The organism is Bacillus sp. BB51/4 (genome assembly GCF_008368845.1).
Taxonomy (GTDB): domain Bacteria; phylum Bacillota; class Bacilli; order Bacillales; family Bacillaceae_G; genus Bacillus_A; species Bacillus_A wiedmannii.
In genome coordinates this window covers 148,288-166,991 of the sequence record NZ_QOSC01000012.1, presented here as the reverse complement: position 1 = coordinate 166,991, position 18,704 = coordinate 148,288, and the positions used below count along the sequence as shown (strand labels likewise).

Genomic DNA, 18,704 nt, shown 5'->3' with positions numbered 1-18,704 from the left:
TACTTTTTTGATAAACATTTTGAAAGAGGTGCTAATCAAATGTTAGGTTTACCGTTTGGAAAAGTGTTTTTAGTTCCATGGACTGAAGAATGGCAAATTGAGTTTATGAAAGAAAAACAACTCATTGAAGAACAAATTGGCAAACATATTTTAGCGATACACCATATTGGTAGTACCTCTATTCCACATTTAAGTGCAAAGCCAATTATTGATATTGCAATCGAATTAGAAAATTATACGGATGGTTTAACATGTATTAAAAAATTAGAACTACTAAACTATAAATACAGAAAAGATGTACTGCCTGAACGATATTATTTTAATAAAGGAGAACCACGAACTCATCAAATTCATATGTATGAACAAGGCAATACATATTTAATAGAACAATTACAATTCAGAGATTACTTAATAAACAACAAAACTTCTCGTATACAGTATGAACAGTTAAAGGTTCAACTTTCACAAGCTAATCCTAATGATAAACATCGATATGCAGAGGATAAAACAAATTTCGTTACATCCATTTTAGCTAAAATAAATGATAAATTTAAATAAGAAACCATTTACTACTCAATGGTTTCTTATTTATTAGTTAACTCTTGATTTGTACCATCAATTATAAAATCTGCAAATTCATGTGGTTTATGACTTTCTACATACATATCTTCAGCAACCATCCAATTGTTTTCCCACATATCACGTGCTGTTTCGCCATCTCTAGCAATCCCTCTTTTTATACGTGTTTCACGAGGACAATTCACCCATATTTTCAAATCATACATCTCCGCCAGTTCCTGACGTGTTGCATATACACCTTCTATAATAACAATTCCGATTGCAGGGACAGTATGAGTTTCTGCTAAAGAATCCGTTTCCCAATCGTAACGTTTATAACATCCTTCAATGCCATTGCTAATCGGATCTAAAACTTCTTGTAAAAGGCGTTTCCAATCAAAATCTGCACCAATCGATTTATTCGTAGGATGTTCATTTATAATTTGTGAGGATGGTAAATAAAAATCATCCATATGAACAATTGTTACAGTTGAAAACTTACTTTTTATTTTATTAGCTAACGTACTTTTTCCTGCGCCGCCACAACCATCAATACCTATTATTAGTAGTGATTGCTCTACAGACTTCACTCGAATTTGTTCTAATATTTTATTTAACCCCAAACTATTTCATCCCCTCGTTTTATATCTATAGACTTACTTTTACGCTGAAATCGGATCGAAGTAAAGTAGCAATGAAATCATAACTACAAATGCAAGTAAACCGATTGTTGAAAGGATGTATTCTTTCGATTCTCTATCAAATTTCCACTCCATCCATGCACGTAACGTCCATAACGTTGCAAAAAAAATGAAAAAGGCATACCCTATGTTTGCATTTTCATCTCTATTAACATAAATCATACTACTTACAAAATAAATAATAAACAATACAATTTCCAATTTTACATGCAAGCTATTTACATACTTATATCCAAAGAAACCCCTCTTCTCCATATTCAACTTTCTTCTTAAAAATTGCTCTAAAAAATATCCGCCTATAGCAATTCCTATAATTATTATCCAAACAGAAGAATTCCACATGTTCAATCCCCTCCTATTACTACGTTGCATTATTTAAAATAAAGTGGATTACATGACAGTCATCCTTTGGTGAATAACTTACCTTCCCTTCAAGTTATCTCATTATTTATACCACCAACAATCATTTTTTTATGCGGCAGATGGAGAGAAGTAAAAAAGCATTGAAGTCATAACAGCAAATGTAAATACTCCGATCATCGAGAATATATATTCTTTCGATTCTCTATCAAATTTCCATTCCATCAATGCTCTTAATATCAACATTCCCCCTAAATAAGTAAAAATGACATAAGCAATATTAACGCTTTCGAATTTAACGATAAAAATAAAACTAGTTATTAAATAAATAAACATTAGTCCTATTTCTAATTTTTTGTGTAAACTATTTACATGTTTTTTATATCCCCAAAAACCACTCTTTGGCATATTCAATTTTTTTCTTAAATACTTATCCAAAAAATAAACAATTATACAAAAAATAATACTTATAATCCAAAAAGTAGAAGTTCCCATTACTCCACCTCCTATTACTTTATTTATTTTTAGAAATAAAGTGGACTATTTTATGGTTATCCTTTTCTAAATAACTTACAATCGCTTCAGGATATGTTGGCTTCGTTTTTAATTCTTCTATGCTTTTCCATATTAATATAATATCCGCATGTTCTTTATGTCTTATTTCATTGGTAATTATCTCTTCAACAGTTCCCCAATGTAGCAATGTACAGTGATGTCCTTTTTCATTCTTCCACTCAAAAATATGCTCACTTACAATTGCTAACTTTTGAACATCAACTTTCAAATCATATTCTTCCATCAACTCCCGCATTATTGCTTCTTTTGTTGTTTCACCAAATTCAATAGAACCGCCTGGGAAATGGTAAAATGATTCATTCTCATCACATTGAACAAGCACTTTAGAATGATCTTCATTTAAAATCATTACTTCAGCACGTAATTTAGGATTTTTCATTTGTCTCCCCATTCATTCCACATATGATTAAATCCAATAGTTATAAAAGAAAAGATTAATCATAATTCCTGTTATTATTAATAATGGAACTGTTCCTAAAGAAATGACATATTCCCTCGATTCTTTATCATATTTCCACTCCATATATGATTGAAAGCAGTATAAAATTATTAAAAATAAAATGGGTAAATTACTAATATAAATAGGATTTAAAGTGGCACATATCATCGTTACAATTATATAAGAAATGATAAGAGCCCTAGTGCCCCATTTATGAGCGTTGTTTACATATTTACTATTCCAGTCAGTTTGTTTCGGTATATTTAATTTTTTTCTCACTACTTTTTCCAAAATAACTAATAATATGATCCATAATACTAATAAAATCCCTTTAACTAAAAGCAGTGATGTCTCCTCCTTTACCTTTTATCCGGTTGATCACTCGGATATGTAGCATTCTCTTTGTTTTCAACGTCCCAACTAATAATTGTCGCACTATCTCGTCCGAATTGATGATGAACGTGCTCTAATACATGATGAACACTTTCTTCAAGTTCTATATTATTTCTATTCATATCATTATACAGATTCAATGGTGTTTCATAATGACGTTCCCCGCATTCTAATACCCCATCTGTGACCATGACAATTCGATTCTTTCCAGCACGTAATTCACGAATTCCTGTTGAATAGCAAGGAACGGTTAAATCAAAAGTGTTTACATTTCCAATCCATTCGTAAAAATGACGTTGATTTAATGCATATTGTCCTAACTTATGTAACTCTTCATGAAATACATAAATGAGGCAATCGCCAATAGACAACCACCATATATAATTTTCTTTTCTTACACATATTAAGCAAGCTGTTTCACCTTTAATACTTTGGCACTTTTCCTTAAATGAAGAGGATTGAAAGATTGTAAGTAGATGATTTTCAACAGATCGAAATACTGTATCAATCGATTCATTCATCATTACTTTTATATTTTCATATTCCTTTTGGATTGTATTTACTACTAAATCAACACTTTCCGCACTATTATGTCCATCTAAAATAGCTGCAAATTCCCAATCACCATTTGACCAAACTAACGCACCATCTTCATTCTTTTTTGCTCCGGCGCTTATATTTCCACCATATGTACCGAGCACAATGTCACCATATTGTTTTATTAAAACTTCGTCTAAACACATCTTCTTATTTCCAACCCATGAACATTGTCTATTATTTGTTGTATACATTTCCATCACCAACCTTTCCATATATAATATCATAAAAAAAGGAAAAACAGGATTTATATTCCGAAAATTCATTCTTTTGATGATGCGATTTTTTAAATAAATTTACAACTCATTATTTCTTCAAAAACGCAATCCCAATTACGATTCCAATTACAATTCCGATTACTAAATTATTAGTAAAAAACCCTTGAAACACACCGATTACAACCCCTATACCGACACCTATCGCCATTGCATCATTTCTATTTTTATTTTTAGTCAAAATTGCATCGCCTCCCATCGTTTCTCCCTAAATAACATACACTTACTTGAATGTATTAATATATTCACTATCTCACTTGAATATTTCCCCAAAATATACTTTAACTTCATATATAATATTTTTCATTTTCTGTACATAATCCTTTTATCATAATAAAATTTCAAGTGACCATTAATTATACATAGGCATTTACTATAAGAAAGCTTCGTAATTTATTGAAGGAGGAAAGATTTAAATGCATCCTCACTGGAATCCAAATATAAATCAACAATATGTGTATTCCCCCCATCCCGTAAGAAATAAACTGCATCATGATTCACAATATATGATGCAGCGTATCGCAAGTCTTGAAAGTCAATTAGCGAAACTAATCTCATTAATCGAAGAAAATAATCAATTAATTAAATCAATGGAACAACAACAAAACCAAGTTTGTGCGCCAGCTGGCGGTTCTGTTATCGTTCGTATGTAATTTTTTGAACAAAAAAACACACTTTGTATAATAAAGTGTGTTTTCCTTTTATCTTCTTTTTTGATGAAATCCTTGTGTAATGCGGTCTAATATAATCGCAATGACAACAATAGCTAGTCCGGCTTCAAATCCCATTCCGATATTAACTTGTGTTACAGAGCGGTATACATCAACTCCAAGACCTGGTGCTCCTACAAGAGATGCTGTTACTACCATCGATAAAGAAAGCATAATGCTTTGGTTCACACCAGCCATGATCGTTCCAGTTGCAAGTGGCAATTGTACTTTAAATAATTTTTGTGATGCGGTAGAGCCAAACGCATTCGCTGCTTCAATTAAATCTTCTGGAACTTGTCTAATTCCTAAGTCAGTAAAACGAATTGTCGGTGGCATTGCAAAGATTACTGATGCGATAATCCCAGGTACAACACCTACTCCAAAAAATGTAATCGCAGGAATGAGATATACGAATGCCGGCATTGTTTGCATAAAATCTAATGTCGGTTTTAAAAATTTTGAGAAGCGTTCATTTTGAGATGCTAAAATTCCGATTGGGATTCCTCCAATAATTGAAATAATAACAGACGTAAGTACAAGTGCTAATGTTTGCATCGTCTGTGCCCAGTAGTTAATATTTAAAATAAATAATAAACCGATCAGTGTAAAAATAATTAAAGATACTTTTCTCGTTGTGTACCAAATGAGGAAACAAAGGATAATAATCATCAATATGGCTGGTATTATTGTTAAAAAATTAGTGAGTAAATCAACGAATCCACCGATAATATAAGAGAATCCTCGGAATAAGCCTTCAAGGTGCTCATATAAGCTTGCAACAAATGAGTCGACCCATTCCCCTAATGGAATACGGGGTATACTATTCATCGTCTTTCACCTCTTCCTCAATGTTACCTGCAAGAGCTTGAATGACACTTTCGCGTTTAATAATTCCTCTTAGCCTTTTCTTCTCATCAATTACGGGTAACGGATATTTCATCTCCGCCATTTTTGCATATGTTTCTTCCAGTAAAGTATCTAAATACACGTGCGGAATATCGTTAAGTAATAAATCAGCAATTGGCCATTGTTTTTGAACGGCTTTACTCGCATCATCCGCGGTTAATATACCTAAAAATTCATATTTTTTATTTACAACATATACAGTTGAAACACCTGCATTCCTCATAATTTGAAGTGCTACACGCGGTCCACGATCAATTAATAAAGTCTCTGGTCGTTTTAATATAGATTCCGCCATAATTACTTTTCCTAAATTTACGTCCGCAACAAACTTCTCAACAAATTCATTGGCAGGGCTCATCATAATTTCTTCCGGCGTTCCAATTTGAACAATCTCTCCATCTTTCATTAACGCAATCCGATCACCAATTCGAAGCGCTTCATCTAAATCATGCGTAATAAATATAATTGTTTTCTCCATTTTATCTTGTAGCTCTAACAATTCATCTTGCATTTCTTTGCGAATCAGTGGATCTAAAGCACTAAATGATTCATCCATTAACAATACATCTGGATTATTTGTTAATGCCCTTGCGATTCCAACACGCTGCTGCATACCGCCACTAAGTTGACTAGGATAATTATCTTTATGATGATCAAGTCCTACTAACTGTAGCGATTCTAATGCTTTATTCTCCCGTTCCTCTACTGGAACTCCTTGTATCTCTAACCCGTATGCAACATTTTGTATCACTGTACGGTGCGGAAATAAAGCAAACTTTTGAAAGACCATGCTCATCTTTGTTCTTCTCACTCTTCGTAACTCTTCTTTTCCCATCGTTGCGATATCTTCACCATCTATGTATATATGCCCCGCTGTTGGTTTAATTAATTGGTTTAACATCCGAACTAACGTAGATTTCCCGCTACCAGACAAACCCATAATAACAAAAATCTCTCCAGTATATACTTCAAAGGTTGCCTTTTTTACACCAACGTTCATTCCTGTCTCTTTCAAAATTTCCGATTTGCTTTTTCCTTCTTTTAATAAAGACAGCGCTCTTTGCGGGTGTTTCCCAAATACTTTTGTTACGTTTTCAACACGCACCTTTGTATTATCCATGTCACTACTCCTTTTCTACCCATCTATTCATATAGTGTTGCGATTTTACAAAGAAATATTACATAAAAATGACATTCATAAGATTTCTTTAAAATTCGCGTTTCCGTTCATAATAAGAATGCTTACTTATACATTTATTTAAAAAGGCAAACGTTTCTTAGGAGGGTTTCGATGAAAAAGAAAATATGGCTTATATGCCTTGCATTATTTATTACTATGATTTTCTCTTCATGTAATGCAACAAATGCAAATTCGAAAGGAAAAATTAAACTTGGTGTAACAAGTTGGAAAGAAAACATTGCAACGGCAAACATGTGGAAAGTTTTATTAGAACAAAAAGGTTACAAAGTTGAGCTCATGTACTTAGAAAAAGCTGCAATTTGGACTGGCGTTGCTCGTGGTGATGTTGATGCTAATTTAGAAGTATGGCTACCCGTTACGGATAAACCGCTAAATGCTCGTTATAAAGATGATATTGTCTTAAAATCAAAATGGTATGAAGGTACTGGCCTTGGCCTTGTCGTCCCTTCTTATGTGAAAAACATTAACAGTATTGAGGATTTAAATGCTCATAAAGATGAACTAGATAACAAAATTGTCGGTATCGAACCCGGTAGTAGTCTTATGAATTTAACAAATAAAGCGATGAAGGAATATGATATAAAATTAAAACTTGTCCAATCCTCAGAAGCTGCGATGATGAGTGAACTAAAGAAAGCATATACGAAAAAGAAACCAATCGCTGTTACGCTTTGGAATCCACATTGGGGCTTTTCAGAATTTGGCTTAAAATATTTAAAAGACCCTAAGAAAGTATATGGTGAAAAAGATGACATTTATTACTCTGTTCGTAAAGGTTTCGAAAAAGATCATCCGGATATTATAAAATACTTTGATAAATGGAAAATGAATGATGAGCAGCTTGGCACATTAATGGTCATGTTAAATAAAACGAAAGATCCCGAAGAAGCGGCGCGAAAATGGATTAAGAAGAATCAAGCGCTAGTTGATGAATGGGTAAAAGATTAATAAAAACAGGCTAGAGGGTTCGCATATCCTCTAGCCTGTTTTTATCTTATTTTTTCGTAACAACATCATCTACAATCCCATATTCTTTCGCTTCTTCAGCAGTCATAAAATAATCTCTTTCTGTATCATGTGCTACTCTTTCAATCGATTGCCCCGTTTTTTCTGCAATCATTTTATTAATATCACGCTTTAACTTTAGTATTCTTTTCGCTGTTATTTCAATTTCTGTTGCCTGGCCTTGCGCACCACCAAGTGGCTGATGAATCATAATTTCACTGTTAGGGAGCGCAAACCGTTTTCCTTTTGCACCTGATAATAATAACAATGCACCAAATGATGCTGCAAATCCCATGCATAGCGTTTGTACATCTGGTTTAATGAGATTCATCGTATCTAATATGGCAAAACCCGCTGTTGTTGAACCACCTGGGCTATTGATGTATAAATAAATATCTTTCTCTGCATCTTCCGCTTCTAAAAATAATAATTGAGCTACAACACTACTCGCTACTTGATCATTTATTTCTGAACCGATAATAATAATGCGATCTTTTAATAACCTTGAATATATATCATAGGAACGTTCTCCTAATTTCGTTTGTTCTACTACATATGGAATTGCATTCATTTTAAATCCCTCCAATAATTGTTATGCCGCATAAAGCATACAACTGTAGGAAGAAGGTTTTTTCGCATTAAATTGTAAGACTGGCTGTTTAGATGGTAACTTAGTAAAATCTATTATAGGAAGAAGTTTTGTTAATAATTCCGGCTTTTCCTCCCGAATAGAAGTTACTACAACTTCTATGTCATCTGTGAATTCGACTATCTCAATCCCTTCTTCACTTACAGTTTTCAGTCTATTTCTACTCCGAAATAAAGAAGCTTTCACTGCACCTTCTGATACGGAACATACTTTAGCAATATCAGCGATACTATATTGAAAAACATCCTTTAATAAAAAAATTGTGGATTGTTGTACATTTAATGACGATAATACTTTCCCTACCATTTCATGCAAATCTGCAATGTTCTCTTGTGGGTCTTCAAAAGTAATTTGTTCCTTTATTTTTTCATAAACTGATTTTGATTTTATCTGGTCTAACCAACGATTTCTAGCTATTTTATATACAAGCGTCATACAAATATCTTTATTACTATATTTTTGAAGAACTTTACAAACTGTTTCTTGGGCAAGATCTTCGCCGTCCCATTTGTTTTTCGTTAAAAATGTACAGTACCTTTTCAATTCTCCATATTGCTCAATTAAAAAGTTTATATTTGAATGATTCATATCGATATGATTCTTTAAAATCTGAGTTACTTTTGTGCACAAAATAACCACTCCTTTTCAGCGCTTACTTAATTAACGATTAAACAAATAAAAAAGTTACGGGGCATATAAAAAAATTATGTTTATGTTCAATAATTTGCGGTCATAAATATGTTATGTACAATTTTACGTGAGGAGGAACAAATTTGCCAAAATTAACAATTGAAGGTGCGGGAACTTTTGATGTAAAAGAAGGCACAAAGTTAGTATTAGCGATCGAAGATAACGGTGTACACATTCTCCATCGCTGCGGTGGGAAAGCACGCTGCACAACTTGTAGAGTAGAAATTATAGCAGGTGAGTTTTGTGAAGCCAGTTCTAATGAAAAAAATGCGATTACAGAAAAAGGAATTGAAGATCACTTACGTTTATCATGCCAAATGCACGTACATAAAGATATAGTCGTTCGTCCTATACTTACAGTAGAAAATTCAGGTCTTGATGCAGGCCCACGTCCAGCAGAATGATATGCTAAATTTCAAACAGCTCGCTGGTGAATATGCTGCTAACCTTGTAAAAGATGGGATGAAAGTTGGACTTGGTACAGGTTCTACTGTATATTGGACGATACAAAAATTAGGTGAGCGTGTAAAAGAAGGCTTATCATTTCAAGCTGTACCAACGTCAAAAGAAACGGAAGTATTAGCTAAACAACTAAATATCTCTCTAATTTCGTTAAACGACGTACAAAGTCTTGATCTTACAATTGATGGAGCGGATGAAATTGATGCTAATTTACAGCTTATAAAAGGTGGTGGTGGCGCATTACTTCGCGAGAAAATTGTTGCCACTTCCTCCAAAGAACTAATTATTATTGCTGATGAATCGAAACTTGTAACACATTTAGGTACTTTCCCATTACCTGTTGAAATTATACCGTTTTCATGGAAACAAACCGAAAGGAAAATTCAATCTTTAGGTTGTCAAACAACGTTACGTTTAAAAAATAATGAAACGTTTATTACCGATAACAATAACATGATTATTGATTGTATATTCCCTCATAACATAACTAATCCTGCCAATTTACACACTCAATTAAAAATGATTACAGGTGTAGTTGAAACAGGGTTGTTTGTTAATATGACTAGTAAGGCGATTATTGGAACAAAAAATGGGATAAAGGAATTATAATGAAAGCTGACTCTTACAGTCAGCTTTTTATATTTTCTCTTTATTGCGTATCATTATGATATACTATGAAAACAAAAGCACATCACACTAGAAAGGGCTGAACAATTTGCACTCCAAAGTCATAACAGAACTTACAGATTTAGAAACTGTCTTTCATATTCGAAAAGAAGTATTTGTAAAAGAACAAAATGTCCCTCTTGAAGATGAATTCGATACATTCGATGAAATCGGTGAGGAATGTAAACATATTTTAGTTTATTATAACGAGCTTCCTGTAGGTACAGGTCGTATACGATTTATTGACGGCGCAGGAAAATTAGAACGTATTTGTATTTTAAAAGACTATCGTAAATACGGATTAGGTAAAGTCATCATTCAAATGTTAGAAGAAATTGCTCGTAATGAACAAGCTACAAAAGTGAAATTACACGGGCAAACACAAGCTGAAGGATTTTATAGGAAATTAGGCTACGAAACTTCTTCTGATATATTTATGGAAGATGGTATTCCACATATACTTATGATGAAAGTGTTATCATAATAGAAAGGTGGCTATATTGTTTATTCATATAGTTACCTTTCTGTATCTTATTCACTTGAAAGCAAAGAACCTAGCATACATAGTCTAAAAAGAACCTTAATGAATTGGCGTTCTCTAGTTTTCTATTCGCACTATATTCTGTTTGCTTTCACTTTAAAAAGATTATTTTATTAAACTCACTATGAATTGTTATCTACTATCTCTTGTCTTTCTTCTCTTATTTGACCGATTAATGAAACTACAGAACCAACTGCTTGAATCCAGCTCCCCGTAATTACTATAATCTGTCCATCCTCCTCATTGCCTTCCGAAATTCCCTCCACTTTATCCCGACTAGCTTTCAATTCATCAATTCCACCTATTGCCTGTAATGAATTTCCAGTCGCTTGTAACACATTCCCGGCAATGTTATACGATTCATCTATATCGGAACTATCCTCTAATTCTCCACCTATTGCTGTAATACCACCTAATGCTTGTATCCAATTCCCTGCAATCACTACTTTTTTTGTGTATTATCTTCAAATTCTATAATGAGTCCTGTTAAAACCGTTACATTACCAATTGATTGGATTTCATTACCGATTTTTTCAAGAGATATTTCCCCTTGTCCATCAGCTTCCAGACCGTTCCCTGTTGCCTGTAATACATTCCCCCATATGTTTAAATCTCTTCTTAATTCGTCATTCAATTTTTTAAAAGGTGTACTACCAACTGCAGCAATAATTGTCCCTACTGCAACAAACCAAGCACCAACTATCTCCTTAATCGGATCATCCATTTTCAATCTATCCCGTCATTAATTTACTACTTACAGGATATGAATTTATGCATCTCCATGTTAATAGCCTACTTCTCTCCATTTGAATAAAACTCGATATTTCGTTAATACTATAAATACATCAAGTGTGACATCCCTGTTTGGAGCAGTTAGCTTTTGCTAATCGCTCTTTTATTTCGTTCTTGCTTCTCGAAGAATTCTTTAAATACGCTTCCCAATACGTACACATTCTGTATTCCCCCTCGAATACAATACATAACTCAATATAATATCTATGTATCTAGATTACTCCTCCTGTATCGGCTAGTTAAACTTGACTAACTGCTCCTTTATTTATAATAAAATTAAATTTCTATAATTTTTTTAAAAATTCATCTCGATATTCATAATTCCAAACATCTAAAATCAAAAAATATAATTGTATCATCACAGGAAAATTTTCCGAATAACTTTTTTGTTAAAAAGTTTTCACCTTAAAATTAGACAAGCATATGTTATTGAATGGAGATTCTCCATTCATAAGATTCTTACCTTTCTTATCTAGAGCACACTTTAATGTGTGCTTATTTTTAGTTAGAAACTACAACATCCTCAAATATATTTCTTTTTTTACAAAAGCGGATATTATTCTTTTGTACAAGCACTCTTTCCTTTTAATTAATAATATATATTGATATCCCAAAGAAAGGAGAGCAAAATATTTATGGCTAATTATTTTTATAAAGATGGTAAAAAATATTATAAAAATCAATCGCATTCGAACGATCAAAAAAATAACTGTTTTATTGAAACTCATACGATAACTGGTTCTGCAGAAAATGCAAATGGAAATATACCTTTATCTGTTTTCCTTGAAACCACCGCGCCACAAACTGTATTTGAGGATTTCACAAACAATCATAATAAAACATTAATTCAGTTATTCGTTGTCGGGATGAGTGCACCCGTTCAAGTAACTATTCTAACAAGAAAATCTAGCCGCCCAATTACTGCAACATTACAACCTGTTCAAACAAAAATATTTCAAGTTGAAGATTTTCAAAGTCTTACTTTTACCAAACAGGAAGGTCCTACTAGTATAGTTAGTTTATTTGTGCAAAAAACATTTTGTATTTGCTGTAACGATAATAAGGATTCGTGTGATGAATATTATCAAGATTGTAATTAATAGATGAACGCAGCAAAAGAAACCGTTTTATACAGGGTTCTTTTTATTTCGCCCATACATTTTCAAAAACATTTTAGAATCATACACTATGATTTTTCTTTAAATCTCTCCCTCCCCGTTATTTTATGAAAATAACACTTTAGTTTAATTACGGGACTTATCATCATTTAATGAAGGAAAGTAAAATTTAGAAAAAAAGACGACGTATTCAACGTCGTCTTTTTTATAAACAGAAAAGTGAATTCTCAAGATTTCTTTTTGCATCAAAGCCCATTATCTCTTAGTTCATACCTAGGTAAAGCTTACACTGTTTTCCATAATGATAAGGCATAAATCCAGTTTGGATCCCCATTTCCTTGATAGCTCTGGACTGCTTCATATACTTTTCCTTCGTGTAGAACTCTATCTCCCTTTTCATATGCTTTCTTTGCATCCCAACCTTCATATGAAGCGCTTTCAGTTTTTGTAGTAATTGTGAATATATCACTCTGTACAGATTCATTTCCAGCTACATCAACAGCTTTCACTACATATTTATAAGTCGTATTAGAGAGTAAATTTTTATCCATATAAGCAGTCGTATTAGATGTTGCAATCTTTTTCATTAATCCTTCTGTTTCTCTATAAATATCGTAATGGTCTACACCAATATTATCGTCAGATGGACTCCACATTAAATCTACGCTTGACGCTGTCGTTCCCATACTATGTAATCCTTTTGGTTGTGTTGGTGCTTCTGTATCAGGAGCCTCAACTGTTGTTTTTACTGTAAGCATTGCACTTTCTTTCGAGACATTTCCAGCTGCGTCAATAGCTTTTACAGTATAAGAGTATTTTGTACTTGGTTGTAATTTTTTATCAATAAAATGAGTTCCTGGTACTGTATCAATCATCTCTCCGTTACGGAAGATTTGATACCCTTTTACCCCTACATTATCCGTAGAAGCGTTCCACGTTAGTTCTATACTATTCGCTGTTACGTTTTGTGTCTGAATTCCATTTGGAGTACTTGGAGCTTCTATATCTGGTTTCACATCATTGATAAGATTAATATCAATTACATTATAGAATGCATTTGCTGTATCAGCTACATCCCATACTGCTAAAATCACATGATATCCACTTCGATCAGTAGGTACATTGATTTTGTGAGTTAAATGATTTGAGGCTGCAGAACCATCATGTAGTACAGTTCCAATTGGTTCAAAATCTGCTCTTGTGAGCGCTTTATTTGGATTCCATCCTTTTTTTGTAATATAGTAATGCCATTTGCTCGTTAAGTGAGGCGCTGTATATTTCCAAGTAAAAGTATTTTCCCCGCCTGTGATTATATTTTTAAACCAACGATCAGCTATTTGTTGATCTAAAACACCACCAAATTTACCACCTGCAGAAGCGATTTGGCCATCAACTGGGCCAGCTTGCGGGAACCCTTTTGGAGCTTCCAAACTTTGTGGTTCATACATAACACTTCCGCAGTTTACATTTAGTGCACCATAAGTTGGACTACATAAAGCAGATCGACTACCAGGCTTTTCAACAAAACCGTGTGCGTATGCGTTTTGAGGAATAAGTGTCGTGCCAATAATTCCGGCTGTTAATGCAACAGCTCCTAGACTTTTTTTGTTCATTTTCATGTTTTGTAGTTGTTTTAAAAATCGATTATTCATGTTCCTGTCCCCTTCTTGTTATACTTTGTAGTGTAATGTGGGCTTCGATGTAAAAGAATAACAAGAGACAATCTTGTATCGATGTATGTGTTATTTATTCATACACCATAGTGAGAATATATTTCGTTTCTTGTGAAATATTTCACTTAATGAATATATCATGACATAGAAATCACTAAAATATGTGCAGAAGTTGCGCAGAAACTGTGAAAGCATTACTAACACGTAAAACTATCGCCTAAATTTATAATGCAGATATTTAACCTTTCAAAACAATCGATTCTTCGCTTCATATAACAGAAGAGTGCCTATATCCTTTCATATAGACACTCTTCTCATGTATAATTTTCTAATTATTACTGGCCTGCAAATGTAGTAATTTCATCAACAGCTTGCTTATATCCACCTGCTTTTCGGAAAGACTCCTTCAAATTCAAAGCTGCTTCTTTAAATGAAGGATTATTTAATACGATTTCTACACTTTCACGTAGTTGTTCCTCAGTTAATTCCTTCATAGACAACTTAATCCCAGCTCCGAGATTCTCCACTTGCTTTGCGATTACTGGTTGATCTGCACTTTGCGGAATTACAATGAGTGGAATCCCGTTATATAATCCTTCATGTGTACTGTTCATTCCGCCATGTGTAATAAATAGCTTTGCATATGCGAGTAGTTTCGTTTGTGGTACATAGTTTTTCACAATGAAGTTTTTAGGAATATTACCTAAATCACTTATTTTCGTTTTATTACCAATAGACATCACAATTGTATGATCACTATTCTCGAACGCCTTCATACAAAGTTTATAAAAATCAAGCGCTTCATTGAAAACAGTACCTAATGAAATGTAAATCGGGCTTTTTTCTTCAAGTGTAGTAATATCAAACTCTTTATTTTTTATTTGTGTAGAGATGGATGGACCTACAAATTTAAATGTTTCATCAAACATATCTCCAAAAGGTTGGAATTCCTTTATTGTATACACAATAGTAAGTGGCGCTGGATTACAGAAAACTTCATACTGTGAGTTTATTTCAACACCATATTTTTCTGCAATTCCCTTCGTTAAGCTTTCAAAATCATTATGTATCTTATCCTGAACTTCCACGGGGATATCTTTAGACAAGTGGTCTAACATTTGTTCAAATGATTTTTCATCCTGTGCAAACGATGTACAGGAATTTATTGCTGGAAGCTTTAGAATTTGAGCAATTATATGTCCACAACCAAACATTGAATCATGAATGATGTAATCAAAATGTTCCCCTTCAATTTGTTCAAGAACATTTGGTATAATAACATCTGCCGTATGTAAAAGACCATTTATTCTCTCTGATAAATAATTTCGACCACCAGAAAGAAAAGCTTTTAAAAACTTTTGCTCGTCAATTGTTCGTACAGTAGCACCTGTCTTTTCAATACGATCTCTAAAAGATTCAATTGAAAAATAAACTACCTCTTCCCCGCGTGAAACTAATTCTTCTACAACTTGCAATGTTGGATTTATATGTCCTTCTGATCCAGTATTAACGAATAAAACACGTGCCACTTTAAACACTCCTTAATTTAAATCTTTTTCTAAGTTGTCATTAGAATTATAGGTATTTTGTCTTATTCTTCTAAATGGACCTAGCAAGCCTAAACCCAAGGTCATCTATATGAAATGTAGGATGACTACGGCGACGACAAGTCGCACCGCAACCTCTAGCTGCTTCAGCCCAGCTACCACCTCGGAAAATTCGGTACGATCCATATACCTTTTCATCATACAAATCAAAGCACCATTCCCAAACGTTTCCTAACATATCATACAAACCCCATGCATTCGGCTTTTTTTTACCGATTTCATGAATACGTCCATCTGAATTTTCATTATACCAAGCAATCTCTTTCAGTTCTCCATATATGTATCCCGTAGTTCCTGCCTTACACGCATATTGCCACTCTGCTTCAAAAGGTAATCGGTAGCCATTTGAATCTAAATTACAACTAACAATTAGACCATCTTCACTAATAGAATAATATTCTTTTAATCCCGCTTTTTTGGAAAGTAAATTACAAAATATAATGGCATCATTCCATGAAATATTTACAACTGGTTTATTTTTATCTTTGAATAAATTTGGTTTATTATTCGCAATCGCATCATATAATTCCATCGTTACAACGTACTTTGCTAGAAGAAATGGTTTAACTTGGACTTGCCATTCTTTTTTAATTCGATCATCTCTTAATACTACTTTTCCTTCTGGAATTTTCACCATATTAGAATCAACCGGGCCAATGAATCTATTCAATCCTATCCCCCCATTTTACTTCTTTTTATAATCTAACTATTTATGGTATCGTACTTCTCTAAAAATAGTCTTACTTCATTTGAGGATTTTAAAATAATAACTTCTTTATCTTTACTCAATTGATTTAGCCTCTTTAAAATTGAAGGTCGTTTCGTTTTAGGATATTGCCATATCCATTTGAAAAATTGCAAATCAAACCTTTCTTCACATCCAGCACCCATATCCGGTCTTGTTTTATTCCGATATTGTACAACCCTTTTAAAAGCACGATAAACACATATTGTTCTATGAATATCAAGAAAGATAATTGTATCAGCTGCGTTAATTCTTATGTCCATTGTCCCGCCATAATTCCCATCAATAATCCAATTTTCCCCTTTAACTAATTCATTTTGAACCGTTCTTTGCTCCTCTTTCGGTACACCTTCCCAATTCGGTTTCCAAAATAACGCATCAAGATGATGTACTTTAATATTTAATTTATTCCCTAACTGTTTTGCTAATGTAGATTTTCCTGAACCACCAGAACCTATTAATATTATTTTTTTCATAAATACCCCTTCTTACATCTTTTATTTCTTCCGTAACATAAACTCACAAAACATTCCAATCCCAACACCAATTGTATAAGCAACTAAATCACTCCACAAAAATCCGTAACCTAATACGAGTCCACCTAAGGTTGTTGCACGAATGCTATCTATCCATTCGGCATGGTACAATTGGCTCAATTCAATCCCGTAACAAAACAGCAAACTTATAAAAGCCAATTTCTTCGTTTCCATTTTAGGAAATAAAAATCCGAATCCAGTAAAAATCATACATGCCCATAAAGCATCTCCTAAGTAGTCATTTAATAGATGAGGTAACGTAAATGCAAATTTTCTGGAACATAGACCTAAAATAATTACAACTATAGTAAACAATGCATATAATAATCTATTTCTTTTCATATTCATCTCAATATCCCCTAATATGTAATTTAAAACTGTAAATAGCTAGTAAAATATAATTATTTTACTAGCTATTTTTTAATGGCTTTCATAATAAGAAAATGTGGGTTTGTATTTAGATAATGATATGATTTTTCGTTTACTTCTCTCATTTTTTCAACCGGCCTCGGTTCCTCCATTTTATCTAACACAAAATAATTTGTTGTTTCATTAATTATATCTTGGAGTGATCTTCTAAAAAAGCTAACTTCTATTGTAATATTTGGTTTAGTCCACGTATCTACTAATAATTGTTTTTCAAAATAATTTTTACAAGGAAACTTTGTAAAATCCATAAAAGGATGATGAATGGAGTATATAAATTCGCCACCTGGCTTCAATACTCGATGAAACTCCTGAAATACTTTATTCCAATTTTCTAAGTAATGAAGCGTTAACGAACTTACAATAACATCAAAAGTATTATCTTCAAATGGTAATACTTCTTGCAAATCATGACAAAGAAACGTTGCTTTATTACCCGTACTTTCCTTTGCAGCTTTTACCATTTCAGAACTTACGTCAATTGCAGTAACATTTGCTCCCCCTTCTACAAATTGAGTAGTATACCACCCAGCTGCACATCCAGCATCTAATATACTCTTCCCTTCTAAATTCTTTGGAATCATCTCCATCATCGCTGGTCTTTCATAATAACTGTTATATGGATTTGCCAAGTCTAGATTTTCTTTATATGTACTCGCTAATTTATCATATGTATCTTTGATCGTGTCTTTCATTACTTCCACCCCTTATACATATTAATCTAATAACTCTTGCTGCTTTTTCTTTGAAAATGATTGTAGAACTAAATCATATGACCAATCAATCATCTTATTAGTTTGCTCTTGCTCTACATCTTTATGTATATACACTGTATTCCAATGCTTTTTATTCATATGATACCCCGGAATGATTGCTTCTGGATACTCTTCTCTTAATCTTAATGCAAGTTCTGGATCACATTTTAAAGTAATCGCAGCTTTTTCTCCTTCTTCATGGTTTATTATCGCAAATATTTTATTATTAAGCCTCATACATGTTGCATTCCAACCATCAGGAGAATCTTCAGTCGCTTTTCTTTTTGATAAACAATATGTTCTTGTTGCATTCATTTTCATTG

Annotated in this window: 25 protein-coding genes and 1 pseudogene; 7 read left to right on the top strand and 19 right to left on the bottom strand. The window is 33.0% G+C overall.

Annotated features, from left to right (window positions below; genetic code table 11):
• The first annotated feature begins 39 nt into the window (after positions 1–39).
• Positions 40–558, top strand: a complete 519-nt coding sequence (locus tag DN392_RS15575) for a GrpB family protein (protein ID WP_064057138.1) — start codon at positions 40–42, stop codon at positions 556–558.
• Between the two features lie 26 nt (positions 559–584).
• On the opposite strand, the gene DN392_RS15570 is transcribed toward DN392_RS15575, so the two are convergent.
• The 7 genes from DN392_RS15570 to DN392_RS15535 form a co-directional block, all read right to left on the bottom strand.
• Positions 585–1,181 (bottom strand): uridine kinase family protein, encoded by a 597-nt coding sequence (locus DN392_RS15570; RefSeq protein WP_064449439.1) that lies wholly within the window; start codon positions 1,179–1,181, stop codon positions 585–587.
• 39 nt (positions 1,182–1,220) lie between these two features.
• Complete coding sequence (locus tag DN392_RS15565; RefSeq protein ID WP_000267362.1) at positions 1,221–1,601, bottom strand: DUF4181 domain-containing protein; 381 nt, start codon at positions 1,599–1,601, stop codon at positions 1,221–1,223.
• A gap of 129 nt (positions 1,602–1,730) precedes the next feature.
• A complete protein-coding gene (locus DN392_RS15555) occupies positions 1,731–2,114 on the bottom strand; it encodes a DUF4181 domain-containing protein (RefSeq protein WP_088321419.1) in 384 nt (127 codons plus the stop codon).
• 19 nt (positions 2,115–2,133) lie between these two features.
• Entirely contained in the window at positions 2,134–2,574 is a 441-nt protein-coding gene (locus tag DN392_RS15550; RefSeq protein WP_088321420.1) for an NUDIX domain-containing protein, read from the bottom strand.
• 27 nt (positions 2,575–2,601) lie between these two features.
• Positions 2,602–2,925 (bottom strand): DUF4181 domain-containing protein, encoded by a 324-nt coding sequence (locus DN392_RS15545; protein WP_071742437.1) that lies wholly within the window; start codon positions 2,923–2,925, stop codon positions 2,602–2,604.
• Between the two features lie 68 nt (positions 2,926–2,993).
• On the bottom strand, positions 2,994–3,818 hold the full coding sequence (locus DN392_RS15540) for a PP2C family serine/threonine-protein phosphatase (protein ID WP_081257752.1): 825 nt from the start codon (positions 3,816–3,818) through the stop codon (positions 2,994–2,996).
• Between the two features lie 112 nt (positions 3,819–3,930).
• Positions 3,931–4,098 carry a glycine zipper domain-containing protein gene (locus tag DN392_RS15535; RefSeq protein ID WP_000508408.1) on the bottom strand — a complete coding sequence of 56 codons (168 nt, stop codon included), beginning with the start codon at positions 4,096–4,098 and terminating at the stop codon, positions 3,931–3,933.
• 217 nt (positions 4,099–4,315) lie between these two features.
• On the opposite strand from DN392_RS15535, the gene DN392_RS15530 reads away from it, so the two are divergent.
• Positions 4,316–4,552 (top strand): hypothetical protein, encoded by a 237-nt coding sequence (locus DN392_RS15530; protein ID WP_000553344.1) that lies wholly within the window; start codon positions 4,316–4,318, stop codon positions 4,550–4,552.
• Positions 4,553–4,600: 48 nt separating this feature from the next.
• Here the strand turns inward: DN392_RS15530 and DN392_RS15525 are convergent, their stop codons facing one another.
• Together DN392_RS15525 and DN392_RS15520 are read right to left on the bottom strand one after the other, a co-directional pair.
• The gene (locus tag DN392_RS15525; RefSeq protein WP_088321421.1) at positions 4,601–5,437 is read right to left on the bottom strand and encodes an ABC transporter permease; all 837 of its coding nucleotides are present in this window, start codon (positions 5,435–5,437) and stop codon (positions 4,601–4,603) included.
• Complete coding sequence (locus DN392_RS15520; protein WP_000370613.1) at positions 5,430–6,635, bottom strand: quaternary amine ABC transporter ATP-binding protein; 1,206 nt, start codon at positions 6,633–6,635, stop codon at positions 5,430–5,432. Before DN392_RS15520 ends, DN392_RS15525 begins: the two co-directional genes overlap by 8 nt.
• 171 nt (positions 6,636–6,806) lie before the next feature.
• Between DN392_RS15520 and DN392_RS15515 the strand changes: the two genes are divergently transcribed.
• Positions 6,807–7,664, top strand: coding sequence for a glycine betaine ABC transporter substrate-binding protein (locus tag DN392_RS15515; RefSeq protein WP_088321422.1), 858 nt, complete (start codon positions 6,807–6,809; stop codon positions 7,662–7,664).
• Positions 7,665–7,710: 46 nt separating this feature from the next.
• On the opposite strand, the gene clpP is transcribed toward DN392_RS15515, so the two are convergent.
• Positions 7,711–8,292, bottom strand: a complete 582-nt coding sequence (gene clpP, locus DN392_RS15510) for an ATP-dependent Clp endopeptidase proteolytic subunit ClpP (RefSeq protein ID WP_000991621.1) — start codon at positions 8,290–8,292, stop codon at positions 7,711–7,713.
• A 21-nt stretch (positions 8,293–8,313) separates the two neighbouring features.
• Complete coding sequence (locus DN392_RS15505; RefSeq protein ID WP_000337525.1) at positions 8,314–9,000, bottom strand: RNA polymerase subunit sigma-70; 687 nt, start codon at positions 8,998–9,000, stop codon at positions 8,314–8,316.
• Between the two features lie 143 nt (positions 9,001–9,143).
• Between DN392_RS15505 and DN392_RS15500 the strand changes: the two genes are divergently transcribed.
• From DN392_RS15500 to DN392_RS15490, 3 genes are all read left to right on the top strand, one after another.
• Positions 9,144–9,464 (top strand): 2Fe-2S iron-sulfur cluster-binding protein, encoded by a 321-nt coding sequence (locus DN392_RS15500; protein WP_001125375.1) that lies wholly within the window; start codon positions 9,144–9,146, stop codon positions 9,462–9,464.
• A 1-nt stretch (position 9,465) separates the two neighbouring features.
• The gene (gene rpiA / locus DN392_RS15495; RefSeq protein WP_048566259.1) at positions 9,466–10,131 is read left to right on the top strand and encodes a ribose 5-phosphate isomerase A; all 666 of its coding nucleotides are present in this window, start codon (positions 9,466–9,468) and stop codon (positions 10,129–10,131) included.
• A 106-nt stretch (positions 10,132–10,237) separates the two neighbouring features.
• Positions 10,238–10,672, top strand: a complete 435-nt coding sequence (locus DN392_RS15490) for a GNAT family N-acetyltransferase (RefSeq protein WP_048566258.1) — start codon at positions 10,238–10,240, stop codon at positions 10,670–10,672.
• A 179-nt stretch (positions 10,673–10,851) separates the two neighbouring features.
• Here DN392_RS15490 and DN392_RS31365 read toward each other — a convergent pair.
• Positions 10,852–11,453 (bottom strand): annotated as a pseudogene (locus tag DN392_RS31365) (DUF6944 family repetitive protein).
• A 703-nt stretch (positions 11,454–12,156) separates the two neighbouring features.
• Between DN392_RS31365 and DN392_RS15470 the strand changes: the two are divergent.
• Entirely contained in the window at positions 12,157–12,621 is a 465-nt protein-coding gene (locus tag DN392_RS15470; protein ID WP_064057134.1) for a hypothetical protein, read from the top strand.
• 302 nt (positions 12,622–12,923) lie between these two features.
• On the opposite strand, the gene DN392_RS15465 is transcribed toward DN392_RS15470, so the two are convergent.
• The 7 genes from DN392_RS15465 to DN392_RS15435 form a co-directional block, all read right to left on the bottom strand.
• Positions 12,924–14,291: a lytic polysaccharide monooxygenase gene (locus tag DN392_RS15465; RefSeq protein WP_048566256.1), complete on the bottom strand. Its 1,368-nt coding sequence runs from the start codon at positions 14,289–14,291 to the stop codon at positions 12,924–12,926.
• A gap of 356 nt (positions 14,292–14,647) precedes the next feature.
• Positions 14,648–15,841 (bottom strand): macrolide family glycosyltransferase, encoded by a 1,194-nt coding sequence (locus tag DN392_RS15460; protein WP_064057132.1) that lies wholly within the window; start codon positions 15,839–15,841, stop codon positions 14,648–14,650.
• 70 nt (positions 15,842–15,911) lie between these two features.
• The gene (locus DN392_RS15455) at positions 15,912–16,589 is read right to left on the bottom strand and encodes a formylglycine-generating enzyme family protein (protein WP_001078764.1); all 678 of its coding nucleotides are present in this window, start codon (positions 16,587–16,589) and stop codon (positions 15,912–15,914) included.
• Between the two features lie 32 nt (positions 16,590–16,621).
• Positions 16,622–17,140, bottom strand: coding sequence for a DNA topology modulation protein (locus DN392_RS15450; RefSeq protein WP_000720540.1), 519 nt, complete (start codon positions 17,138–17,140; stop codon positions 16,622–16,624).
• Positions 17,141–17,161: 21 nt separating this feature from the next.
• On the bottom strand, positions 17,162–17,548 hold the full coding sequence (locus DN392_RS15445; RefSeq protein WP_001056435.1) for a ribosomal maturation YjgA family protein: 387 nt from the start codon (positions 17,546–17,548) through the stop codon (positions 17,162–17,164).
• A 65-nt stretch (positions 17,549–17,613) separates the two neighbouring features.
• A complete protein-coding gene (locus DN392_RS15440; protein WP_048566253.1) occupies positions 17,614–18,321 on the bottom strand; it encodes a class I SAM-dependent methyltransferase in 708 nt (235 codons plus the stop codon).
• A gap of 21 nt (positions 18,322–18,342) precedes the next feature.
• On the bottom strand, positions 18,343–18,696 hold the full coding sequence (locus tag DN392_RS15435; protein WP_033658841.1) for an MmcQ/YjbR family DNA-binding protein: 354 nt from the start codon (positions 18,694–18,696) through the stop codon (positions 18,343–18,345).
• Positions 18,697–18,704: the final 8 nt, after the last annotated feature.

Coding starts and splice junctions, on each gene's coding strand:
- DN392_RS15575 (WP_064057138.1), top strand. CDS start 40: ATGTTAGGTTTACCGTTTGGAAAAGTGTTTTTAGTTCCATGGACTGAA.
- DN392_RS15565 (WP_000267362.1), bottom strand. CDS start 1,601: ATGTGGAATTCTTCTGTTTGGATAATAATTATAGGAATTGCTATAGGC.
- DN392_RS15555 (WP_088321419.1), bottom strand. CDS start 2,114: ATGGGAACTTCTACTTTTTGGATTATAAGTATTATTTTTTGTATAATT.
- DN392_RS15550 (WP_088321420.1), bottom strand. CDS start 2,574: ATGAAAAATCCTAAATTACGTGCTGAAGTAATGATTTTAAATGAAGAT.
- DN392_RS15540 (WP_081257752.1), bottom strand. CDS start 3,818: ATGTATACAACAAATAATAGACAATGTTCATGGGTTGGAAATAAGAAG.
- DN392_RS15535 (WP_000508408.1), bottom strand. CDS start 4,098: ATGGGAGGCGATGCAATTTTGACTAAAAATAAAAATAGAAATGATGCA.
- DN392_RS15530 (WP_000553344.1), top strand. CDS start 4,316: ATGCATCCTCACTGGAATCCAAATATAAATCAACAATATGTGTATTCC.
- DN392_RS15525 (WP_088321421.1), bottom strand. CDS start 5,437: ATGAATAGTATACCCCGTATTCCATTAGGGGAATGGGTCGACTCATTT.
- DN392_RS15520 (WP_000370613.1), bottom strand. CDS start 6,635: ATGGATAATACAAAGGTGCGTGTTGAAAACGTAACAAAAGTATTTGGG.
- DN392_RS15515 (WP_088321422.1), top strand. CDS start 6,807: ATGAAAAAGAAAATATGGCTTATATGCCTTGCATTATTTATTACTATG.
- clpP (WP_000991621.1), bottom strand. CDS start 8,292: ATGAATGCAATTCCATATGTAGTAGAACAAACGAAATTAGGAGAACGT.
- rpiA (WP_048566259.1), top strand. CDS start 9,466: ATGCTAAATTTCAAACAGCTCGCTGGTGAATATGCTGCTAACCTTGTA.
- DN392_RS15470 (WP_064057134.1), top strand. CDS start 12,157: ATGGCTAATTATTTTTATAAAGATGGTAAAAAATATTATAAAAATCAA.
- DN392_RS15465 (WP_048566256.1), bottom strand. CDS start 14,291: ATGAATAATCGATTTTTAAAACAACTACAAAACATGAAAATGAACAAA.
- DN392_RS15450 (WP_000720540.1), bottom strand. CDS start 17,140: ATGAAAAAAATAATATTAATAGGTTCTGGTGGTTCAGGAAAATCTACA.
- DN392_RS15445 (WP_001056435.1), bottom strand. CDS start 17,548: ATGAATATGAAAAGAAATAGATTATTATATGCATTGTTTACTATAGTT.
- DN392_RS15440 (WP_048566253.1), bottom strand. CDS start 18,321: ATGAAAGACACGATCAAAGATACATATGATAAATTAGCGAGTACATAT.
- DN392_RS15435 (WP_033658841.1), bottom strand. CDS start 18,696: ATGAATGCAACAAGAACATATTGTTTATCAAAAAGAAAAGCGACTGAA.